This is a genomic window from Chryseobacterium hilariae (assembly GCF_051400735.1).
GTDB lineage: Bacteria > Bacteroidota > Bacteroidia > Flavobacteriales > Weeksellaceae > Chryseobacterium.
The window spans coordinates 19758-39484 of the sequence record NZ_JBLFFJ010000006.1 but is presented as its reverse complement, the minus strand read 5'-3'; the positions used below and the strand labels follow the sequence as shown (position 1 = coordinate 39484).

Here is a 19727-nt window from a genome sequence, read left to right as displayed (position 1 = left end):
TACATAAAAAAGGCTGTTCAATGAACAGCCTTTCTAATTTATGAAATTTCTAAAATTAACTTAATGGATATTTCTACGAATTTATCAAGAGGAATTTCTCCCTTGAGACTTTCACCATCCAACATAGATGTAATATCAATTTCCGACCTAGTTTTTGTTTTATCCTTCACAAAGAATGTTTTAGTAACCTTATCAAGGTGAAACGTAAATGAAACTTCATCATAAAAATTCCCTTCAATTTCAACTTGCTCATCACCTGTATAACTTTTATTATAAATATTGTACAAAGCTTGTTTAAAGTTATCTTTTGTAGCTGGTTTTTGAAATGTCAATTGAGTTGTAATTGTTCCAAAATTAGAATCACTTACACCCTCAAACAATCCTGAAAAACTATTTGGTATAATATTCCTTTCAAGATTTATTTCTTTCAACTCTCCCACATCCATCATCCTTTTCATTAATTTTGAATTTGGAGCGTGCGAAAGTTTAATTCTGATTCTATTCTCACCTTGAAAGCCTTTCCTTACTAAAAAACTATTGAAGCAATCTTCAAAGCTCTTTTGAATACTATGAGTGGACTTTCTTTGTAGTATAATGAAACCCTCCTGTTTGTTTCTAGGAATTTGAACATAGAAGTTTAGAATTCTAGCTTGAAGTTCATCAGGGCTAACAGAATAATTAGTTTCATTAGTTTCTGGGTCGTTAATATTTACAGGGTCACCTGTTGTTCCTGCATCAAATTTACCAAAGATGTGTCTTTCTTCTTTGTTAAACTTATGAGGCTCTCTTAAGGTAAGACTTTTATCTTTCCCATTTTCATTAAACTTCTTGGTATTTGAAAAGATATCTTCACAAAATTCGTCAAATAAATCTTGAAAATCAATATTCCCAGGCAAGTTCGCCAAAAAGTGTTTTTCTCCTCTTCTATTTAAGATGGAGAATTTAAAAGTTGATACTTTATAATTCATAATCTTTATTTCTTTCTTTTAGATTAAAATTGTTGATAAATAATATTCTCATTTTTTAAATATTATAAATTACTCTAACGTACGTGAGTGTTAAAACGAATTTTATTCTTGGAAAAAAGAAACATTTGAAGTATCTTTGCACAACAAAAGTAGATGAGGTAATCTCATTTCTTCGTAATTAATTTTGTTTAAATTTGGAATCCGACCCCCTTATTTTTTGACAAAATTCAATAAATTTTCCTTGGCTGTTTATTCAGCCTTTTTTTATATTTTCTATCCCTCTAATTATTTTTTTCTTTTAGTTAAAATAAAAAATTCTGTATCTTCAGAATTTTCTTTCTTTATATCATATATATAACTTTTAGCTTTATAATCAATTCCCTTTCTATCAAAAACATTTTTCAAATTGATATAATAATATAATCCCGCTTTAGAAACTTTAAACGCTCCTTCTTCTATTGCAGATGAAACCATATAGATAATATCTCCTGCATTTTCACTATTGTTAAATCCTATTTTAAAATAAGGTGTATTTTTTAATTGCATAAATTCTTCAGCACCAGAAGAAAAACCAATCTTACCGGTTTTTTGAATTGTTGCCTTTATAGAGCCTCCTATTTTATCAGGATCTTCAAATATAATGTCTTTTAAAAAATCCATATTATAATATTTAAATACAAATATAAGTAAATAATTTTACATATCAAAATATATAAAACTATTTATTAGATACACATCGCGTTTTTTACGGATTACCATAATTTAAAATCAAATTATCAATACAATTACTTACAACTTTGTTTACATGCTACTAAGTAATTGTAAAACATTTATAAATTAAACCTCAAGAAATTTCTTGAGGTTTTTTGTATTTTTACTCAACACAAAAATATTTAACTAATGAAATATATTTTATTCCTTGTTGGAATTATTTCCTGCGGACTCTTCAATGCTCAAGAAGCAGATAACAACCTTCAGGGTTATTTTATGACCAATTCTAAAGAAACGCTATACCCATATTTTGCCTTTGATGGCAATGGAAAGGTTGATATTGCAGGATATGGAAAAGGAGATTTTTTTGTAAAAAATGACTCTGTGGTAGTTTTTCCGGATAAGGATATTTTTATTTTTAAAATGTCTAAAAACCGTTTGGCAGGTAATTCAACCTGGGTAAAAGACACCAAATGGGATCTGAAGAAAGACAGCATCGCTGAAAACAACAGAAAAGATGATGCCCTGGCTAAGAAAAACGCAAATCTTCTTTATGAATATTACCGTAAAACAAGAGCTAAATCCAATGATCTCACCAAATTATTTGATGAAAATGCAATGGTAAATTACACAAAAACCATTGATGATTTGTGTACCAGAGGTCTTGCAAAGGCATGCATGGAAAAATTTGGATTAATGATCATGAACGATGTTGGCGGAATGGAAGCCGTTTTAAAAAACAAACTTAAAAAGGCTAAGCAGAATCCTGAAATCATTAAGTTAGGGCAAAAAATCATCAGCATGGGCGAGGTTGAAGGCCATACAGTTTTAGGAAGCTATTATTATAGTCTGGGTGACAAAACCAAAGCCACAAAAGAATGGCAAACAGCAACTGATAAAGGAAGCACAAAAGCCGGATTAGCACAGTTTGAAGCAGAAATGAATGATGCAGCAAAATAAATTAAAAAAACCAAAAGCCGTATTCAACTGGAGTAGCGGAAAGGATTCCGCACTTGCCTTTTATAAAATTCAGCAGAAAAATCAGACTGAAGTTACAACTCTGCTTACCAGTATCAATAAAGAGTTTCAGAGGATTTCCATGCATGGTGTTCATGTCTCACTTTTGGAAAAGCAAGCCGAAAGCATAGGATTACCTTTGATTAAAATGGAGCTTCCCAAGGAACCGTCTATGGAAGAATACCGTGATATTATGGGTAAAACGATGTCAGATATTCAGGCTATGGGCATTACGCAGTCTGTTTTTGGGGACATTTTCCTGGAAGACCTCCGGAAATACCGTGAAGACCAGCTGAATGCAATAGGAATGGAAGCTATATTTCCACTTTGGAAGCAAAACACAACCGATCTTATTCATGAGTTTCTTGATCTTGGTTTCAAAACGATTGTGACCTGTGTGAATGAAACTTATCTGGATAAAAGCTTTGCAGGAAGAATCATTGACCAGGATTTCATCAATGATCTTCCTGAAAATGTTGATCCATGTGGAGAAAACGGGGAATTCCACACATTTACTTTTGATGGGCCTATCTTTAGAAATCCTGTTCATTTTGAAATAGGAGAAACGGTAAAGAAAACCTATCCAAAACCGAAAGTAAATCCTGAAAATGAAGACGGTGAGTATATTTTCTGGTTCTGCGACCTTATTTTGAAATAAGATTCTATTAATTACAAGGCGATTTTTAATTTAATCTGAATTCGAGATTAAAAATTAACGCAATGATAAATAAGTTTTATTACTTTACTACTCTAGCGTTGCTATTATATTTTTCATCACATTAAATATCAGCTCGACATCCTTTTCGGTGGTTTGCCAGTTAACAAAAGCAGCTCTGATTCCTTTATGCTTATTATAAAAAGTAGGAGTCATGAAGACTTTTCCGGTGTCATTCAGTGCTTCCAGAAATCTGTTGACCTGATCCTGTTTTGCTTCCTCTTTTAAAGTAAAACATACTGTATTTAGCCTTACGGGAGCCAATAATTTGAAATCCTGACTGGCTTCAATCAACTGGGCAAGTTGTTTAGACAGCGTTATATTGCTTTCTACAATATCCTGATATCCTTTTCTGCCATATGCCATGATAGAAAACCATGCAGGAAGCGCCTTTAATCTTCTTGAATTCTCAGGAAGAAAATTCAAATAGTTAAAATTCTCCAACGGATCCCCCAGATAAGGAGCATTGGAATTCTGAAAGGTTTCCATCTGTAAAATTTTGTATTGTTCTTTTACAAAAAATACCGCACTTTCATAGGGAACGTTTAACCATTTATGACAGTCTACTGTAATACTGTCTGCGTATTCCCAGCCGTCGACAAGATGCTTGTAAGTATCTGAACAGGCTGCAAAACCTCCGAATGCTGCATCTATATGCCACCAAAATTTATATTTTCCTTTCAGCTTTCTGATCTCTGTAAAATTATCAAAATCAACCGTATTCACGGTTCCTCCACTGGAAATTAAGATGAATGGTTCTCCATTAAGCTGTATGATATGATCTTCAAGATCCTGTATGTTAATCGCTTCACGATCTTCTGCAGCAGTTTTTATCTTTATAATATTATTACTTCCTATCCCTAAAAGTGACAGCGATTTTATGGATGATGAATGGGGCGTAGCTGTCAGCACTTTAAGAGTTCCTGAAATTCCTTCTTTAGCAATATCCCTTCCCTGCTCTTTTCCCAGCCATTGCCTTGCAACAGCCAGACATGTAAAATTAGACATAGTGGCTCCGGTTACAAAACCTCCCAGAAAACTTTGCGGCAGGCTAAGTAGATCCAGCAGCATCTTTATGGTTTCCATTTCTACATTGCCCGAGATATCTCCCTGGCCTGTTGTAGTTTGAGTATTCTGATCGTAGACTGTTGCCAGCCAGTCCCCCGCAATGGAAGCTGGAGTAGTGCCTCCGGTTACAAATCCAAGGTATCGCGGACCTGATGATCCTACTATGATGGGTTCAAATCTTTCATTGAATATTTTTAAAGTCTCTTCAGTTCCAAAACCGGACTCCGGCAAGCTTATGTTTTCAGGTACCCTGTTGTTATTTACAGAAGTGGGTCTCTCTGTCAGGGTATTCAGGTATTGAGTTCCTTGCTGCTTTATGATTTCAAGTATATGATCTATTTGCACTGAATCCTTTTTCAAATATTCTTTCATGATGGTATATTGTAAAATAATTTATTCAAAAATATTAAATACTTGTAAGATTCTACCCTGGCTTAGCACAAATTTTGCTTCTCTTTGAGACTTTAAAGGATTTTCTTACATTTAAATATGTATTAATCCCAACATCAGTAACTTTTAATGTAAAACACCTGTGATTAAAAATTTTACACTTCTTCTGCTTTTCTGCGTCTTGTTTTCATGCAAAACTGAAACTCCAAAAGATCCGGTTGACAAAAATGCAATTATTGATTCTACAATTACGGCCTTTCAAAAAACACTTTTGGAACAGCAGATTGATTCTGTATTTAAAAAATATAAATTCAACGGAAGTATTGCCGTCTTTAAAGATTCGCTGCAACTGTACAGGAAAGACAACGGCTATTCCGATTTCAAGAATAAGGTAAAAATCGACAGCAATACGGTTTTTGCCATTGGATCTGTAAGCAAACAGTTCACTGCGGCTCTTATTCTTCTCCAGATGGAACAGGGAAAACTGAATGTTAGTGACAAAGTATCCAAATACCTGAAAACATTTCAGACCAAAAGCTATGAAAACATTACTATTCATCAGCTTTTAAATCATACTTCAGGATTAAATACTTTCGGAGGGAAGCTGATGTTCAAAAGCGGTTCGGATTTTTTCTATTCTAATGACGGCTTTAATGCTCTGGGCCAAATTATAGAAGTTGTTTCAGGAAAATCATACGATGAAAATGTCATGGAACTGTTCAAAAAAGCAGGCATGAAAAATTCTTCCACAGGAAATATCTTTGAAGGTAAGGATTTTGCAAGTGCTTATTTGGGAAATGCTGTAAAGTTTGCAGAAGTTCCGAATATGCCAAAAAGGCTGGGAGGAAAGGATATAGGAACTCCGGCAGGCGGTATTCTTTCAACCGTAGAGGATCTTCACATCTGGAACAACGCTATTTATGAAGGAAAGATCCTCAAAACTGAAACTTTGAAACAGTTTGTGTCTAAAAGCTCGGAAAGGCATCATGCTATTTTAGGGAAAATGGGCTATGGCTACGGTATTATGGTCAATATCGGAAGTCCTGAAGGTTATTTCCACAGCGGCTATGTAAAGGGTTCTCCTTCGCTGAATATTTATTATCCACAAACCAAAACCTCCGTTATCATTTTATCCAATATTGCGGATGAAGAAAAAGGAAAAAGTTCAACTTTCAGGCCTCATGTGGAAGTTAAAAAGATTATGGACAATCTTGAGAATACCCTATTGCAGCTTAGAGTAAAACAATAATATTTACAGTATGAAAAAAATGTATTTCATCGCCATTTATCCTCCACAGGACATCATTGATGAAGTAAAGGTGTTTAAACAAGATCTTGCTGTGAATTATGATAATTCAAAGGCATTAACAAATGATGCACATATTACTTTATTATCACCTTTTGAAAGAGAACTTGAACTGGAAAGTGATATTCATAATGCTTTCCAGAAGATAAACACGGATATTCCTTCTTTTGAAATAATCCTGAATGGTTTCGGAAGTTTCCCTAATCCAAAAAATCCGGTCATTTTTGTACAGCCTGAAGCCAACGAAAATTTAAATTTACTTCATCAAAGGGTAATACAGCACTTTAGTTTTGGCAAGAAATCTTTTACGCCTCACATGACTGTTGGATACAGAAACCTTAGTTTTGACAACTATCTGAAGGCGTGGGAGATTTACAAGAACAAAGAATATAAAACTAAATTTTTAGTCGAAAAAGTTCTACTTCTCCGTCATGACGGAAGATGGATTCCTATTGCTGAAAAACAATTAAAATAAGGTTCAATCAAACTTTACCACAATTCAACAAAAAAGATTTATAAACGCTATCTTTGAAGCATGATTTCAGAGAAGATAATTTTAGGGATTGATCCCGGAACAGCGATTATGGGTTTCGGCATTATTTCCGTGACCAAAAGTAAAATGGAAATGATTTCCATCCACGAACTGATCCTTAAAAAATATCCGAACCACGAAACCAAACTGAAATATATCTTTGATAAAACATTAGCGCTGATCGATGAATACCATCCTGATGAAGTAGCTTTGGAAGCTCCATTTTATGGAAAAAATGTGCAGAGTATGCTCAAACTGGGCCGTGCACAAGGCGTTGCAATGGCCGCAAGCCTGTACAGAAATATCCCCATCACGGAATACTCTCCTAAAAAGATTAAAATGGCCATCACCGGAAACGGAAATGCCAGTAAGGAACAGGTAGCCGGAATGCTCCAGAATCTTTTAAAACTGAAAGAATTCCCCACCAAATATTTAGATGCTTCGGATGGCTTGGCTGTTGCAGTCTGCCACCATTTTAACTCCGGCACTATTGCGGATACAAAATCCTACAGCGGATGGGATAGTTTTTTGAAGCAGAATCCGGGGAGGGTGAAGTAACTGAAAATAACACAATGTAAATCAATTAATTAAACCAAAACATCCAATTACTTGGCAAAACATAATACTATCTTTTACATTGGTATGATTTTTACTGCTACATTTGTATAAATTTTCACTAATGAAAACAAACCAACAAACTATAAATCAAGCGAATCATAAAATAAACTGGTTCCAGAAGTTTCTGATGGTATGCTCCGGAGGAAATATTCATATTTTAAGAAAGACTCCGAGTGAATGGAATAAATTTTCAGGAATTGGAGGAATTGTATTATTCACTTCCGTTTTTGCTACCCTATCTGCAGGCTATGCCATGTATACGGTATTTGATAATGTATGGACTTCAGTGGGTTTCGGAATTTTGTGGGGATTAATGATCTTCAATCTGGACCGTTATATTGTTTCATCCATCAAAAAAACAGGTACATGGGGAAATCAGATTTTAATGGCTATTCCCCGTCTTGTGTTAGCAACATTTTTAGGAATTATTATATCCAAACCTCTGGAACTTAAAATTTTTGAAAAGGAAGTCAACAAACAGCTTAATACCATCATCCAACGGAATAAAAAACAGCTTGAGGGCGAAATGAGCGGCAGAATCCTGAAACAGAGCGGCCCTTTTGAAACTGAAAAAAAACAGATCGCTGAAAAAACCGTACAGTACCAGAAAGCTTATGATTCAGCAGCTGTAGAGCTTGAAAAAGAAATTCTTGGAAAACAGTCCGGACTCACGAGTGGAAAAGAAGGTTATGGCCCCAACGCAAAACGTAAACAGGAATTGAAGGAACAGCGCCGTCTGGACTTGGAAAATTTCCAGAAGCAGAACGCACCCAGAGTTGAATATTTAGACAAAGAGATCTCCAAAGTTTATACAAATCTGGAAACAGAAAGAAAATCTTCGGAAACCTTTGAAGATAAGTTCAATGGTTTTGCAGCAAGACTGCAGGCTTTGGATGAATTAGGCAAAAACTCGGCAATTATCGGTTTGGCAGCAGCTTTTATTATGGGACTTTTTATCTGTCTTGAAATTTCTCCGGTTCTGGTAAAATTGATTTCCCACGTCGGACCTTATGATTATCTGTTAGAAAAAACAGAAAATGATTTCAGGCTTTATTCTAAAGAAAAAATTGAAAAAGGAAATGCTCTGACAGATTTCAGAATTGATGATTTTAAGGATAATTTAAAAAAATAGCGTATTTTTCATGCATGATTATTGATAAAGAAGAGATCCAGAAGAAAAAGAAAAAGCTGGACGACTGTAAAGCATTCCTGAAAAAAGAATTCATCGGAATTGATAAGATTATTGATGATTTAATGGAATACATCCAGATCTGGTATCTGATGCCTGAAATCTTAACCCGTCCCGTAGTGATTAATCTGTGGGGAATGACAGGTGTAGGAAAGACAGATCTTGTAAGAAAAACCGTCCGGTTCCTCGAATTTCAGAATCGTTTTGTAGAGATAGAGCTCAGCAACAGTGATGAAACTTCATGGAGCAAAAAGTGTATCCGATATTTTCCAGAGTAACCGCCTCAGTGATGAAAAACCGAGCATCGTTCTTTTTGATGAGATCCAGCGTTTTAATACAATCGATCCCGACGGCACTCCGGTACCACAGACAAAGTTTACCGACTTTTGGGAACTTTTAAGTGATGGAAGGCTAAGCAAAAGGGAACGGGATGATCTTGAACATTATCTGTTCTCCTACCTTTTGCGTAAAAAAGAAAATGAACGGCGAAAAATGAACGGCGAAACGGAAATGGATGAAAATCCTTATCTGAATCTTTGGGACGCTAAGGAACTGAAAAAGTACCTCAGCATGGAAGATGATGTGATGAGCATTATCGATATGAAGGAGGAAGACATGATCAAATTGATTCTGAAGAAGCAAAAAGAGAAAAAGATCTATGAGCCGGTAGATTACAGCAAAATGCTGATCATCATCAGCGGAAATCTGGATGAAGCTTTTCAGATGTCCCGTGAAACCAGCGAAGCGGATATAGATGCGAATATATACCATGCGTTCACAAAGAAAATAACCGTTGTTGATATAAAAAATGCACTGTCAAGGAAATTCCGTCCGGAACAGGTAGCCAGGTTTGGAAATATCCATTTAATTTATTTTTCATTAAAGACGGAAGATTTTCAACAGCTCATCCAAAAGGAAATAAACAATCTTAAAACCAAGACGAAATCAAGATTTGGCATCAGCTTAAAAATCAGCAAAAGCATCAATGAGCTGATTTATAGAAACGGGGTCTTTCCCGTACAGGGCGTACGTCCGGTATTCAGCAGTGTAGTTGACATCCTGGATACAAACCTCAGCAAATTTCTATTTGAAGCCATCATCAATGATGACAAAACCATTGAAATTGATTATCTGGTAAAGCAGAAAACAATCACCGGGAAAGTGGGAAAACGTATCATTGAAATTCCTTATACCGGAAGAATCGACAGTATACGTCAATCCAGCCAGCAGGATGCGGTAGCCAACATTAGTGTTCATGAATGTGGCCACGCCGTTTCTTATATGCTTTATACAGGTTTTGCTCCATTGCAGCTGAAAAGCAAAGTAGCCAGCAGTTATGCTGCAGGATTTACCTTTCCACACCAGATCCACGATACTAAGGAAAGCCTTCTTGGCAGAATTAAAATCTATCTGGCGGGCGGTATTGCGGAAGAAATTGTATTTGGAGAAAATAATGCAAGCATAGGAAGGAGCCATGACAGGGAACAGGCCACAATGCTTGCCACCGACTATATCAGAAAATATGGGTTTGATGAAGAATATCAGGCGACATACAGCCTGGAAGATTATCCGCACCGTATGCAGCATGATATTACGGACAAAAAGATTGAAAGGCTGATGCAGGATCTCGCTGCAAAAACGAGGGAAGATCTGCTCCTTCATTTAGACCTTCTGAAAGATATGAGCATTGAACTCAGCAAAAAAGGAAGTATGCTTCCTAAAGAGATTTATCTGACGGCAAAAAAGCATCAGCTAGAGGTAAGCATCAAAGAGGAAGGGCATCTTCACATTGCAGGGTATCATAAAATGCTTGGACAATAGAAAAAAATCCAGAATAATAGAAATTAAAATTAATAAAACCCTACCTTTCAGTCGACAAAGCCTTAAAAAACATTTTATTTTTTAAGATAAACAGAGCCGTTTCACTTATTGGTAAGCAATGCAGGGGTATATATTGATCTTACTTTGCTGAATGAAATGCCCTTGCTTTCCTTATTAAAACGTCAAAAGACCTACTTTGTTTCCTTTGGGATAAATACAATTGTTTTCGGAATTTTTGACTGCTGTTTTTTTGGGAATATTTTTTGCAGGATATATGTTATGCCTTCAAGCGTAGTCAACAGTTATATTTATTTTCCTGAGACTGAGATATTAAGAATTGTGTATCAGTCAGGGGCTATTTATGATTATCTTAAGGTGCCGATGTCTATATCTGAAAAATTCAGGGAAGCCAAATCGAAGGGAAGATTCCTGAATAATGTTATCAAGCGAAGATTTAAGTATATTAAGATCAATTAAATTAATCATAATAAAAATGCCCCCATTACTGGAGGCATTCATCTTTGTATGATTAAAATTTATTTAATGATCAGTTTAGAAGTCTTAGTATCTTTCCCGTTGGAAATCTGAACCATATAAACTCCTTTTTCAAGCTGTTGGTTTACTTTATAAGTATCATTTCCTTCATCCGTCAAAGATGGGCTTGCTACCAATCTTCCCGACATATCAGAAATAGAAACTTTTAAATTTTTCCCATTTTTAGCTTTGATAAATACTTTATCACCTGTTGCAACCGGGTTAGGATAGATAACAAGATCATTATTATCGGCCTTCACTTCACTTGTAGCAAGGTTATTTACTAACATTACAGAATAATCCTCTATCTGCCCATATCCCAGTTGGCCACATGGTGTAAATGTGCTCTCAGCGTCTGCCATAACTCTCATTCTTAATGGAGTGTTTAATGTTGCTGTAGCTGGAGGAGTAAAGGTTCCGGTAAATGTTCCATACAGGTTTGCAGCAAGGGGCACATCAGTACCAGAAGCCACCAATTCATTTGCTTCAAAGGTTCCGTTATTATTATAATCTATCCAAACACGTACTGACTGAGAGTTTTGGAAAATTTTAACCTCAACAGTTTGCTGTTGATTAACCACCAATGGAGTAAATACTTTCATAGCGCATGCCTTTGTAGTATAATCTACATAATATAATGCGTGTGCTGCCCAATATCCAGGAGATTCATTATCTATTTGCCCTAATTTCACAGAAACCGGACCTGCCAAATAATTCCCTGGATTCGCTAAACCTGAAGGTGTACAAGCAGCCGCAGCCGGAACAACTGATGGGGCCGGAACAGCAGGTAAAGCAGTACCAGCTTGTGAAGTTGTCAAACTGCTTCTGAATAACATAAAGGAAGTATTAATTCTAGCTCCTTGTCCAGCAGTAAACTTCTGAGCAACAGAATTCGAATAATTCATCATATTATACTGTACTCCTTGATAGTTTACACCAGTACAAGAGTTAACAGTAGAGTTAGAAGGAACTGGCCATGCTGAGTAACCGCTTCCAGATCTTTCCGTATCACAAACCATATCATCATCCTCAGCACAAACTCCGGTCGTAGGCGGACAATAATCTGAGTCCCCCGGAACAGCATCGTATCTACCATCCTGGAAAGTATGATATAATCCCATAGCATGCCCAAATTCGTGAGCAAATGTTGTATCATGAGGATTGGTTACAACACCGGTTTTCATAAATGATTCATAATTAGCATCAAGGTTATTCGGGAATGCAGCGAATCCCATCAATCCTGCATTAGGAGTTGTGCTTCCATCAAATGTGGTAATTACATAAATATTAAAATAAGAAGCTTCCGGCCAGTGTGGGGCCAAGCCTTTAATAGCAGCTCTAGAAGCACCATTCGCTGTTTGATAAGCCATTCCAGAGGTGTTATATCCACTTAATGTACTGCCATTATACCTCACGATACCAGTGGTAGCGTTACAGTTCGGATCTCTTTTAGCCAAAACCAATCTAATAGGAAATACTGCTGATGTTCCGAAATCTGCCGGCACTCCATTAGCAGGCCAGGCATAAGTTCCGGCATACATCTGGTTAGCTTTATCCAGCCATTGCTGAATTTGAGTATCCGTTCTAGTGAATGTTGGATTATTGCCTTCAATTACATGAACTACAACAGGAATTTCATAGGCACCATTCACCATTCCTTTAGCAGCTGTTAAAGGATTTGCATTTTTTTCATCTTGGATATTTTTGATAACCTTATCAAAAACCTGTCTTACTCCAGGAATTGTTCTATCCTGTAATTGTAACTCTTGTTCAAAACCACAAATTTTCTGCTGTTGCTGCTGTTGTGCAGTTAATGAAAGCGAAAATAATGCTACTCCATAAAGGAAAGTTTTCTTCATAACTTCAAATATTTTATTTTTTTAATATTCAACAAATTTAAATTCACAAATTCATCCAAAATACTTTTCTATTAGTAGCAAAAATCGGGTTTTGTTACTAATATTTTATATTTTTTTTAATTTTTATGAAAAAATATTTTTTTTAAAGTTTAAAATTCACAATTTTCTTATGGAAAAATTTAATTAATATAGCAATTAGTAGAAAAAAGCTTTATTATTAAACAAAACAACATCATTTTTTTTATCATTAAAATATTTGCAAACAATTTTCCAAATTGGTTACATTTTAAATAAAATTGGCCGTACAAATTATGTACAGCCAATCTCAATAATATACTCTTTAAAGTTCTAAAAAGAATAGTTCGGCGCTTCCTGAGTGATAATTACATCGTGCGGATGAGATTCCTTCAAACCACTTCCTGTGATCATGACCATTTTGGTCTCTTTCTGTAAAGCTTCGATATCTTTAGCTCCGCAGTATCCCATACCGGCTCTTAAACCTCCGGTCAGCTGGAAGATCACATCCTCTAACTTTCCTTTGTGTGGTACTCTTCCTTCAATTCCTTCCGGAACGAATTTTTTAGCTTCACTCTGGAAATATCTTTCTTTTCCTCCTCTTTTCATTGCGGAAAGGCTTCCCATTCCCTGGTAAGATTTGAATTTTCTTCCCTGGAAAATAATTTCTTCTCCCGGAGCTTCATCAGTTCCGGCTAAAAGAGATCCCAGCATTACTGCTCCTGCTCCACTTGCAATTGCTTTTACAATATCTCCGGAAAGCTTGATTCCTCCATCTGCAATTACTGTTACGTTTTTGGAAGCTGCATATTCGTACACATTATAAATAGCAGATAACTGAGGAACACCAACACCTGCAACCACTCTCGTTGTACAGATAGAGCCAGGCCCTACTCCAACTTTAAGAACGTTAGCTCCTGCTTCAATAAGGTCTTTTGCTGCTTCAGCAGTTACAATGTTTCCTCCAACGATATCCAAGTCGGGATATGTTCTTCTGATTTCTGAGATCTTATCCAGAACCCCTTTTGAATGTCCGTGAGCAGAATCAATAGCCACGATATCAACGCCGGCGTTTACCAATGCTGCAATTCTATCCATTGTATCTTCGCCAACACCAACACCTGCTCCTACGATAAGACGTCCTTTGTGATCCTTATTAGAATTCGGATATTCCAGCTGATTATCAATATCCTTAATCGTAATTAATCCTACCAGCTTATTATCTTTATCTACGATCGGAAGCTTTTCTACCCTGCTTTTAAGAAGGATTTCTTTAGCTTTCTCAAGATTGGTATTTTTATCAGAAGTGATCAGATTTTCTTTGGTCATGATCTCTTCAACCTTCATGTCAAGGTTTTCCTGATACTTTACATCTCTGTTGGTAATGATTCCGATCAGTACATTATCTGCATCTACTACAGGAAGGCCGGAAATTTTATATTTGGCCATAGTTTCCTTAGCTTCAGCCAAGGTGTGATCTTTTGAAAGGGTAACAGGATCGGAGATCATTCCGTTTTCTGAACGTTTTACACGGTTTACCTGTGCAGCCTGCTCAGCGATCGTCATGTTTTTGTGGATAAAACCCAAACCTCCAACTCTTGCCAAAGCAATAGCCAGATCTCCTTCGGTAACTGTGTCCATCGCAGCAGAAACTATCGGAACATTCAGCGTGATTTTGTCGGTAAGTCTTGATTTTAATGATACCTGGTTAGGTAAAACTTCTGAATAAGAAGGGACTAGAAGAACGTCATCGAAAGTGATGGCTGTCTCTACAATTTTGTTATGAATAGACATCTTTACTTTCTTTGCAAAATTAGGCTATTTTGACGAGATATGAAAATCCTTTTCAATAGTTTAAATAAAATTTAATAATCAATAACTTAAATGAAAAAACCGCTCTTATTAAGAACGGTCTTTCTGTACAAAATAATTGATTTAGTATGAAACTACTTGTTTTTCTTTATGAATGCATACAATAAATAAGATTATTTATCTGTAGCAGCATTAATCACTTTTGAAATATCATCTGCTGTAAAGCTTCCCTTCACATCCAAGAAAACCAGCTTTTTATCTGAATTGACAGTGATCATCATATTTTTAATGGCTTCTCCATTCTGCTTTACTCTTACATTGACATTTTCACCGTTATGCTTTATACTAGCCCATTCTTCAAAATTATTGTCATTTAAGTATCTGGAATATTCGTTCAGCATATCTTTGCTCCCGTTATCTACCGTCATGATCTTTATTTTTGAAACTTTTTTAACCAACGCAATAACTTCCTCACTTTCACCATCTTCCCTTAAAGCTTTCTTAATAAAAGGCTTTGCCATAAAGACAGGGACATTGAAGCTTGCGAATGTTGCTCCCTTAAAATCATATCCGGACTGCTTAAAGAAAGCCATATTGGGTCTTCCTGAAACAATACATGACTGAAGCATAAGCAATGTAAAGATTCCTAAAAAAATGTTTTTTAAAGTTTTCATGTGATGAGTTTTTTAATCAATAGGTTTCAAAGCCCCGCCGGATGTTTTGCTGATATTAGATTCTATTTCAGGTCTTCCTTTATATTTTACCAGCCCTCCTGAGGAAGCTTTCACTTTCAGTCTGGTGGAAACATTCACGGAAAGGTTTCCTCCGGATGTAGCCTCTGCCTCTAACTTATCCAGCTTCAGTCCGTCTGCTTTAAAAAGTGCCCCGCTACTGATATCTATTATTCCGGAATCCGCTCTCCCTTCAATAGCTGTATTGGATCCGCTTGAAGCCTTTACCATAATAGTCCCCGTTGTAATTCCGGCTCTGATACTGGCACCTGATGAAGTTCCAATATCTACTTTATTCGAGATCTTAAAATCTCCTTTTACGTTAGCGCCGGACGATGCATCAATAACCAGATCATTTTCCTTTATAGAATTCACCACATTGAAATTAGCTCCTGAAGAAGCCTTGATATTGTCCATTCTCGGAGAAGAGATGTTAACGCTTAGATTTCTAAACTTTAAATTTTTTGTTCCTTTATTGTCTATATAGACTTTCAATATACCGTTTTCTACCTTTGTGATGATGTACTGAAGCTTATCAGAGTCTGCGATCACTTTTACGTTGGTAGGACTTTCCTGTTTGAAAACCACATTCACGCCTGTACTTACCTGGATTCCTGAAAACTCGCCTACATTTCTTGCTTCCCCATTAAGATAAGAGGAATTATTTTCAGAAGTAAGGCTGTTTCTTGTACTGGTTACAGGATTGCTTTTGGTTTCACTGGAATTAATGATCTTATTCACATCATCCATAGAAAGTTTTCCATCCAGCATGACCAGGATATTTTCTCCTTTTCCTCCATCAATGCTAAGCAGGAGATCGTCCAGCATTCCGTCCTTCGCGTCGGAAGAAAGAAATTTTATTTTTGAGCCGGAATTATTGACAGACATGATCTCGTTGTAATTAAGGTTTTTTAAATACACGGAAACATCTTTGCTGAGTCTGGAAAGGTTATCCTGAACTTTACGCCCTTCAGTTGTATTAGCATTTTCCGGATTTTCTGTAATAAGAATTTTCAATCCGTTAATTTTTGAAAGCAAAGGCTTGATCTGATCCAGCTGGGAATCGTCAATATTAAGGCTGCTCAGCATACTGAACATTGGCTTTGCAATTTTAATGGAAGTCACTCCTTCTACCTCCTGGTACCTGTCAAAAAGCGTATCAAATTTATCCCGTTGCCCATACACTGTAAAGAAGTGGGAAAAAGCGAGTGCGAATATTATAAATATTTTTTTCATGAGTCAATTTTTTATTAAGCTGATTATTTTTGCCTGATCAGGAGCATATCTATTGTTGTTAATAATCGTCGTCTACTACAGTAGGCTGTGCTAACTTTTCGCTAACGTTATTTGCAAGTATCTGGAATGAATATTTAGTTACATTGATGGCTTCATCTACATTATCAATCCTTTTACCGTTTACGATGACATAGGAATCCTTATATCCGGTAGAATCTTTTAAAGCTTTATTATTTGAAGAGTTACTGACAAACTTCGGTTTTGATTCTTTTTTCAGTCTTCCTCTTTTTGGCAATATCTCATCCAGTACATCTTTTTCCGCTACTGACTTTTCCTGGAAAATAGAATCTTTTCTCACTCCGGAAATGGAATCGGTATGATTAACAGCTACCTGTTCCTGGTGGTCATTATTCTCTTCAATAAATTCTGATTTCTGTTTCAAAACCTCATCTTTTACCAGTTTTTCTCTTTCAATAACCCCTGTACGGTAATCATTAAAGAAAAAACCAACACTGAAAAGAAGCACTAATCCGGCTGCCATCCAGAACCATTTCGGAAAAGAAGGCAAATTCTTTTGGAGTGGGATGATTGGGGCCTTGTTGGTGTCAGAGTCATCAGCTCCGCCTTCTGCTTTCTGAAGAAAATCTTCAAAACTCCAGTCCATCTTTTCTTCCTTTATCTCATGGAAGATTTCATCGTATTTATTCTGAAATTGATCTTTGTTCATAGCTCATCAGTTGTGATATTTGTTCTTTTACTTTTTGTCTCGCCCGCATCAGGTTTACCCTTACTGCGTTTTCTTCCATTTCCAGCATTCCGGAAATTTCCGAGACCTCATATTCTTCTACATCTTTCAGATGGATCACCATTTTCTGTTTTTCCGGGAGTTGGTTGATAAACCCTATAATGTGCTCCTTCAGGTTATTGATGTCCATGCTGTACAATTCTGAGCGGTGAAGCTGCAAATCTGCAAATCCCAACTTCACATCATGGTGCTTCAGCCTGTTAAGACATTCGTTCCGGACAGATTTCAAAGCATAGGATTTTAAATTTCCAAACTTCTCCAACTCTTCTTTCTTCTGCCAGAATTTAATCATCAGATCCTGCACCACATCTTCTGCCTCATCACTGCTCATAACGAATCTTTTCGCAAAACGATACATCTCGTCTTTGAGAATAAACACCGTATTCTTGAAAGTTTCTTGGGTCATGAGTTTTGTTTCTATTAGTAAGACAATTAAAATCTTAATTCTATTACATTACATTATAAAAAAAGTGATGATTTTATAATTTTAGATTCTCTATACATTCATAAAACCTTTTTACAAAGGAGTTTTATGATTTTTATAAAATTACATTTTTTTACTTTCTGGAAGATAATTTAATTGTCTGTGAGCGAATTATCAGTATCCAATAAAGTAAAAGCCTCCCAAATTGAGGCTTTCAATATTAATACGTATCAAAAATATGCTTCAGTATAGCTTTATCTTCATCCGCTAAAGCAACTTTTCGTCTCGCCATTGCTCTTTCTGCTACTTCATAGGCTTTATCCAGCTTGAATCTTTCATCATCTTTACTTCCGCCCCATGAGAAGTTCTCCACGAGGTTTGGCGGAAAACCTGGCTTGAATATATTAGAAGCAACTCCTATCACTGTTCCGGTATTCAATTGGGTATTAATCGCTGTTTTAGAGTGATCCCCCATAATAAGACCGGCAAACTGAAGCCCAGTGTCTTCAAAAGCTTTTGTTCTGTAGCTCCACAATTTGACCTGACTGTAATTATTTTTAAGGTTGGAGGAATTGGTATCCGCTCCAAAATTACACCATTCACCAATCACGGAATTTCCAACGAAACCTTCATGCCCCTTACTTGAATAACCAAATATGATGATATTATTCACTTCGCCACCCACTTTACAAAGCGGACCGACAGTCGTTGCACCATAAATTTTTGACCCTAAGTTAAATTTTGAATCCTCTCCCAGCGAGATTGGCCCGCGGAGGTTACAGCCTTCCATCACCTCAGCATTTTTACCAATATAGATTTTTCCTGTTTTTGTATTGATCGTAGAAAATTCAATCTGGGCTCCTTCTTCAATGAAAAGATCTTTTTTATCTCCTAAAAATCCATTGGTAGAGGAAAGCTCCTGTGAAGTTCTTCCTTCAGTCAGCAAATTGAAATCAAAATCAATAGCAAGATGATTATAGGTAAATAAATCTGCAGGTTTTTTAAAGAAGATTAATTTTTCCTTTACATCTGTCATTTTTTCGATCTGGTTCAGGGAAAAATTTTTCATATTAATTCTTGCTGCAATCAGCTCATCCTCATAAACAAGAGCTTCACCCTGTTTAAGATCTTTAATCTGCTGGATTATTGTTTCGGTCGGCAGAAAATTAGTAACCAGGAAAAGGCTTTCTTTTTCTTCGGGATTTTTGAATTTATTCTGAAGATAATTTTCGGTAAAATAAGAAACTTCGGTATTTCCCAAGATCTTTTGCCATCGTTCGGAAAAGGTAAGAATTCCGCATCTCATGGCGGCAACAGGACGGGTAAAAGTCAATGGAAGAAAATCTTCCCAATACTGGGCATCTGAAAATACTAATTGCATTATATTATAGAAGTTAAAGATTAGAAGTTAGAAATTAGGGATCCAAAGTTGAGATTTATGATTTGATAACAATTCGGAGCGTCTAATTTCTGTTCAGAACAAAAATACAAAAATAGCTGGAAATAGAGATTAGATGTTAGAAGCTAGAAGTTAGTTCATGACGCCTCAGCAAGAATATCTGTCTTCTATTTGGAAAAGGGCGATTTCCATGTATCGAAATACATTACAAATATACCTATGACTAGATTTCTAACCTCAAGTTTCTACATAAAAAAAGTCTCCCAATAAATTGGAAGACTTCAGTATGTTGGGTAACAAAAAATTACTTAGCGAATTTTTTGTATTTGTTCATAAACTTATCAACTCTACCTGCAGTGTCAACTAATTTAACTTTACCTGTGTAGAAAGGGTGAGAAGTTGAAGAAATTTCCATTTTGATTAATGGGTATTCTTGTCCTTCATATTCAATACTGTCTTTTGTTTCTGCAGTAGATTTGCAAAGAAACACCTCGTCGTTACTCATATCTTTGAAAACAACAAGTCTATAATTTTCTGGGTGGATTCCTTTTTTCATAATACAATTTTTAAAAAATTA

The 19727-nt window shown here is 36.0% G+C and carries 20 protein-coding genes; 9 read left to right on the top strand and 11 right to left on the bottom strand.

All coding sequences use genetic code 11. The features are described from left to right. Positions 1–38: 38 nt before the first annotated feature. The gene (locus tag ACMGDK_RS16780; protein ID WP_436809012.1) at positions 39–968 is read right to left on the bottom strand and encodes a hypothetical protein; all 930 of its coding nucleotides are present in this window, start codon (positions 966–968) and stop codon (positions 39–41) included. 285 nt (positions 969–1253) lie between these two features. Next, positions 1254–1628: a hypothetical protein gene (locus ACMGDK_RS16775; protein WP_436809011.1), complete on the bottom strand. Its 375-nt coding sequence runs from the start codon at positions 1626–1628 to the stop codon at positions 1254–1256. A 240-nt stretch (positions 1629–1868) separates the two neighbouring features. On the opposite strand from ACMGDK_RS16775, the gene ACMGDK_RS16770 reads away from it, so the two are divergent. Together ACMGDK_RS16770 and ACMGDK_RS16765 are read left to right on the top strand one after the other, a co-directional pair. Then, positions 1869–2639 (top strand): hypothetical protein, encoded by a 771-nt coding sequence (locus ACMGDK_RS16770; protein WP_436809010.1) that lies wholly within the window; start codon positions 1869–1871, stop codon positions 2637–2639. Next, the gene (locus tag ACMGDK_RS16765) at positions 2623–3354 is read left to right on the top strand and encodes a Dph6-related ATP pyrophosphatase (protein WP_436809009.1); all 732 of its coding nucleotides are present in this window, start codon (positions 2623–2625) and stop codon (positions 3352–3354) included. The genes ACMGDK_RS16770 and ACMGDK_RS16765 overlap by 17 nt, the downstream gene beginning before the upstream one ends. 87 nt (positions 3355–3441) lie before the next feature. Here the strand turns inward: ACMGDK_RS16765 and ACMGDK_RS16760 are convergent, their stop codons facing one another. Further along, on the bottom strand, positions 3442–4851 hold the full coding sequence (locus tag ACMGDK_RS16760; protein WP_436809008.1) for a pyridoxal phosphate-dependent decarboxylase family protein: 1410 nt from the start codon (positions 4849–4851) through the stop codon (positions 3442–3444). Positions 4852–5011: 160 nt separating this feature from the next. Here ACMGDK_RS16760 and ACMGDK_RS16755 point away from each other — a divergent pair, with 160 nt between their 5' ends. The 7 genes from ACMGDK_RS16755 (at position 5012) to ACMGDK_RS16725 (ending at position 10812) form a co-directional block, all read left to right on the top strand. Further along, positions 5012–6118 (top strand): serine hydrolase domain-containing protein, encoded by a 1107-nt coding sequence (locus ACMGDK_RS16755; RefSeq protein ID WP_436809007.1) that lies wholly within the window; start codon positions 5012–5014, stop codon positions 6116–6118. A 10-nt stretch (positions 6119–6128) separates the two neighbouring features. Then, positions 6129–6650, top strand: coding sequence for a 2'-5' RNA ligase family protein (locus tag ACMGDK_RS16750; RefSeq protein WP_436809006.1), 522 nt, complete (start codon positions 6129–6131; stop codon positions 6648–6650). 60 nt (positions 6651–6710) lie between these two features. After that, the gene (ruvC, locus tag ACMGDK_RS16745; protein ID WP_040997663.1) at positions 6711–7265 is read left to right on the top strand and encodes a crossover junction endodeoxyribonuclease RuvC; all 555 of its coding nucleotides are present in this window, start codon (positions 6711–6713) and stop codon (positions 7263–7265) included. A 121-nt stretch (positions 7266–7386) separates the two neighbouring features. Further along, positions 7387–8457, top strand: a complete 1071-nt coding sequence (locus ACMGDK_RS16740; protein WP_436809005.1) for a DUF4407 domain-containing protein — start codon at positions 7387–7389, stop codon at positions 8455–8457. Between the two features lie 14 nt (positions 8458–8471). Beyond that, positions 8472–8792, top strand: a complete 321-nt coding sequence (locus ACMGDK_RS16735; RefSeq protein ID WP_436809004.1) for a hypothetical protein — start codon at positions 8472–8474, stop codon at positions 8790–8792. Next, positions 8746–10335 (top strand): ClpB D2-like domain containing protein, encoded by a 1590-nt coding sequence (locus ACMGDK_RS16730; RefSeq protein WP_436809003.1) that lies wholly within the window; start codon positions 8746–8748, stop codon positions 10333–10335. The genes ACMGDK_RS16735 and ACMGDK_RS16730 overlap by 47 nt, the downstream gene beginning before the upstream one ends. Before the next feature lie 279 nt (positions 10336–10614). Beyond that, on the top strand, positions 10615–10812 hold the full coding sequence (locus tag ACMGDK_RS16725; RefSeq protein WP_436809002.1) for a KTSC domain-containing protein: 198 nt from the start codon (positions 10615–10617) through the stop codon (positions 10810–10812). A gap of 59 nt (positions 10813–10871) precedes the next feature. Here the strand turns inward: ACMGDK_RS16725 and ACMGDK_RS16720 are convergent, their stop codons facing one another. The 8 genes from ACMGDK_RS16720 to ACMGDK_RS16685 form a co-directional block, all read right to left on the bottom strand. Then, on the bottom strand, positions 10872–12728 hold the full coding sequence (locus tag ACMGDK_RS16720; RefSeq protein ID WP_436809001.1) for a zinc-dependent metalloprotease: 1857 nt from the start codon (positions 12726–12728) through the stop codon (positions 10872–10874). A 348-nt stretch (positions 12729–13076) separates the two neighbouring features. Then, positions 13077–14537, bottom strand: coding sequence for an IMP dehydrogenase (guaB, locus tag ACMGDK_RS16715; RefSeq protein WP_436809000.1), 1461 nt, complete (start codon positions 14535–14537; stop codon positions 13077–13079). A 191-nt stretch (positions 14538–14728) separates the two neighbouring features. Further along, positions 14729–15229 carry a DUF4252 domain-containing protein gene (locus ACMGDK_RS16710; RefSeq protein WP_436808999.1) on the bottom strand — a complete coding sequence of 167 codons (501 nt, stop codon included), beginning with the start codon at positions 15227–15229 and terminating at the stop codon, positions 14729–14731. 12 nt (positions 15230–15241) lie between these two features. Then, on the bottom strand, positions 15242–16522 hold the full coding sequence (locus tag ACMGDK_RS16705) for a DUF4252 domain-containing protein (protein WP_436808998.1): 1281 nt from the start codon (positions 16520–16522) through the stop codon (positions 15242–15244). 58 nt (positions 16523–16580) lie between these two features. Continuing rightward, entirely contained in the window at positions 16581–17249 is a 669-nt protein-coding gene (locus ACMGDK_RS16700; RefSeq protein WP_436808997.1) for a hypothetical protein, read from the bottom strand. Continuing rightward, complete coding sequence (locus ACMGDK_RS16695; protein ID WP_116014789.1) at positions 17224–17733, bottom strand: GFO_1088 family ECF-type sigma factor; 510 nt, start codon at positions 17731–17733, stop codon at positions 17224–17226. Before ACMGDK_RS16695 ends, ACMGDK_RS16700 begins: the two co-directional genes overlap by 26 nt. A 238-nt stretch (positions 17734–17971) precedes the next feature. Next, a complete protein-coding gene (locus ACMGDK_RS16690) occupies positions 17972–19132 on the bottom strand; it encodes a GlmU family protein (protein ID WP_436808996.1) in 1161 nt (386 codons plus the stop codon). Between the two features lie 322 nt (positions 19133–19454). Next, positions 19455–19706 carry a type B 50S ribosomal protein L31 gene (locus ACMGDK_RS16685; RefSeq protein WP_111960878.1) on the bottom strand — a complete coding sequence of 84 codons (252 nt, stop codon included), beginning with the start codon at positions 19704–19706 and terminating at the stop codon, positions 19455–19457. Positions 19707–19727: the final 21 nt, after the last annotated feature.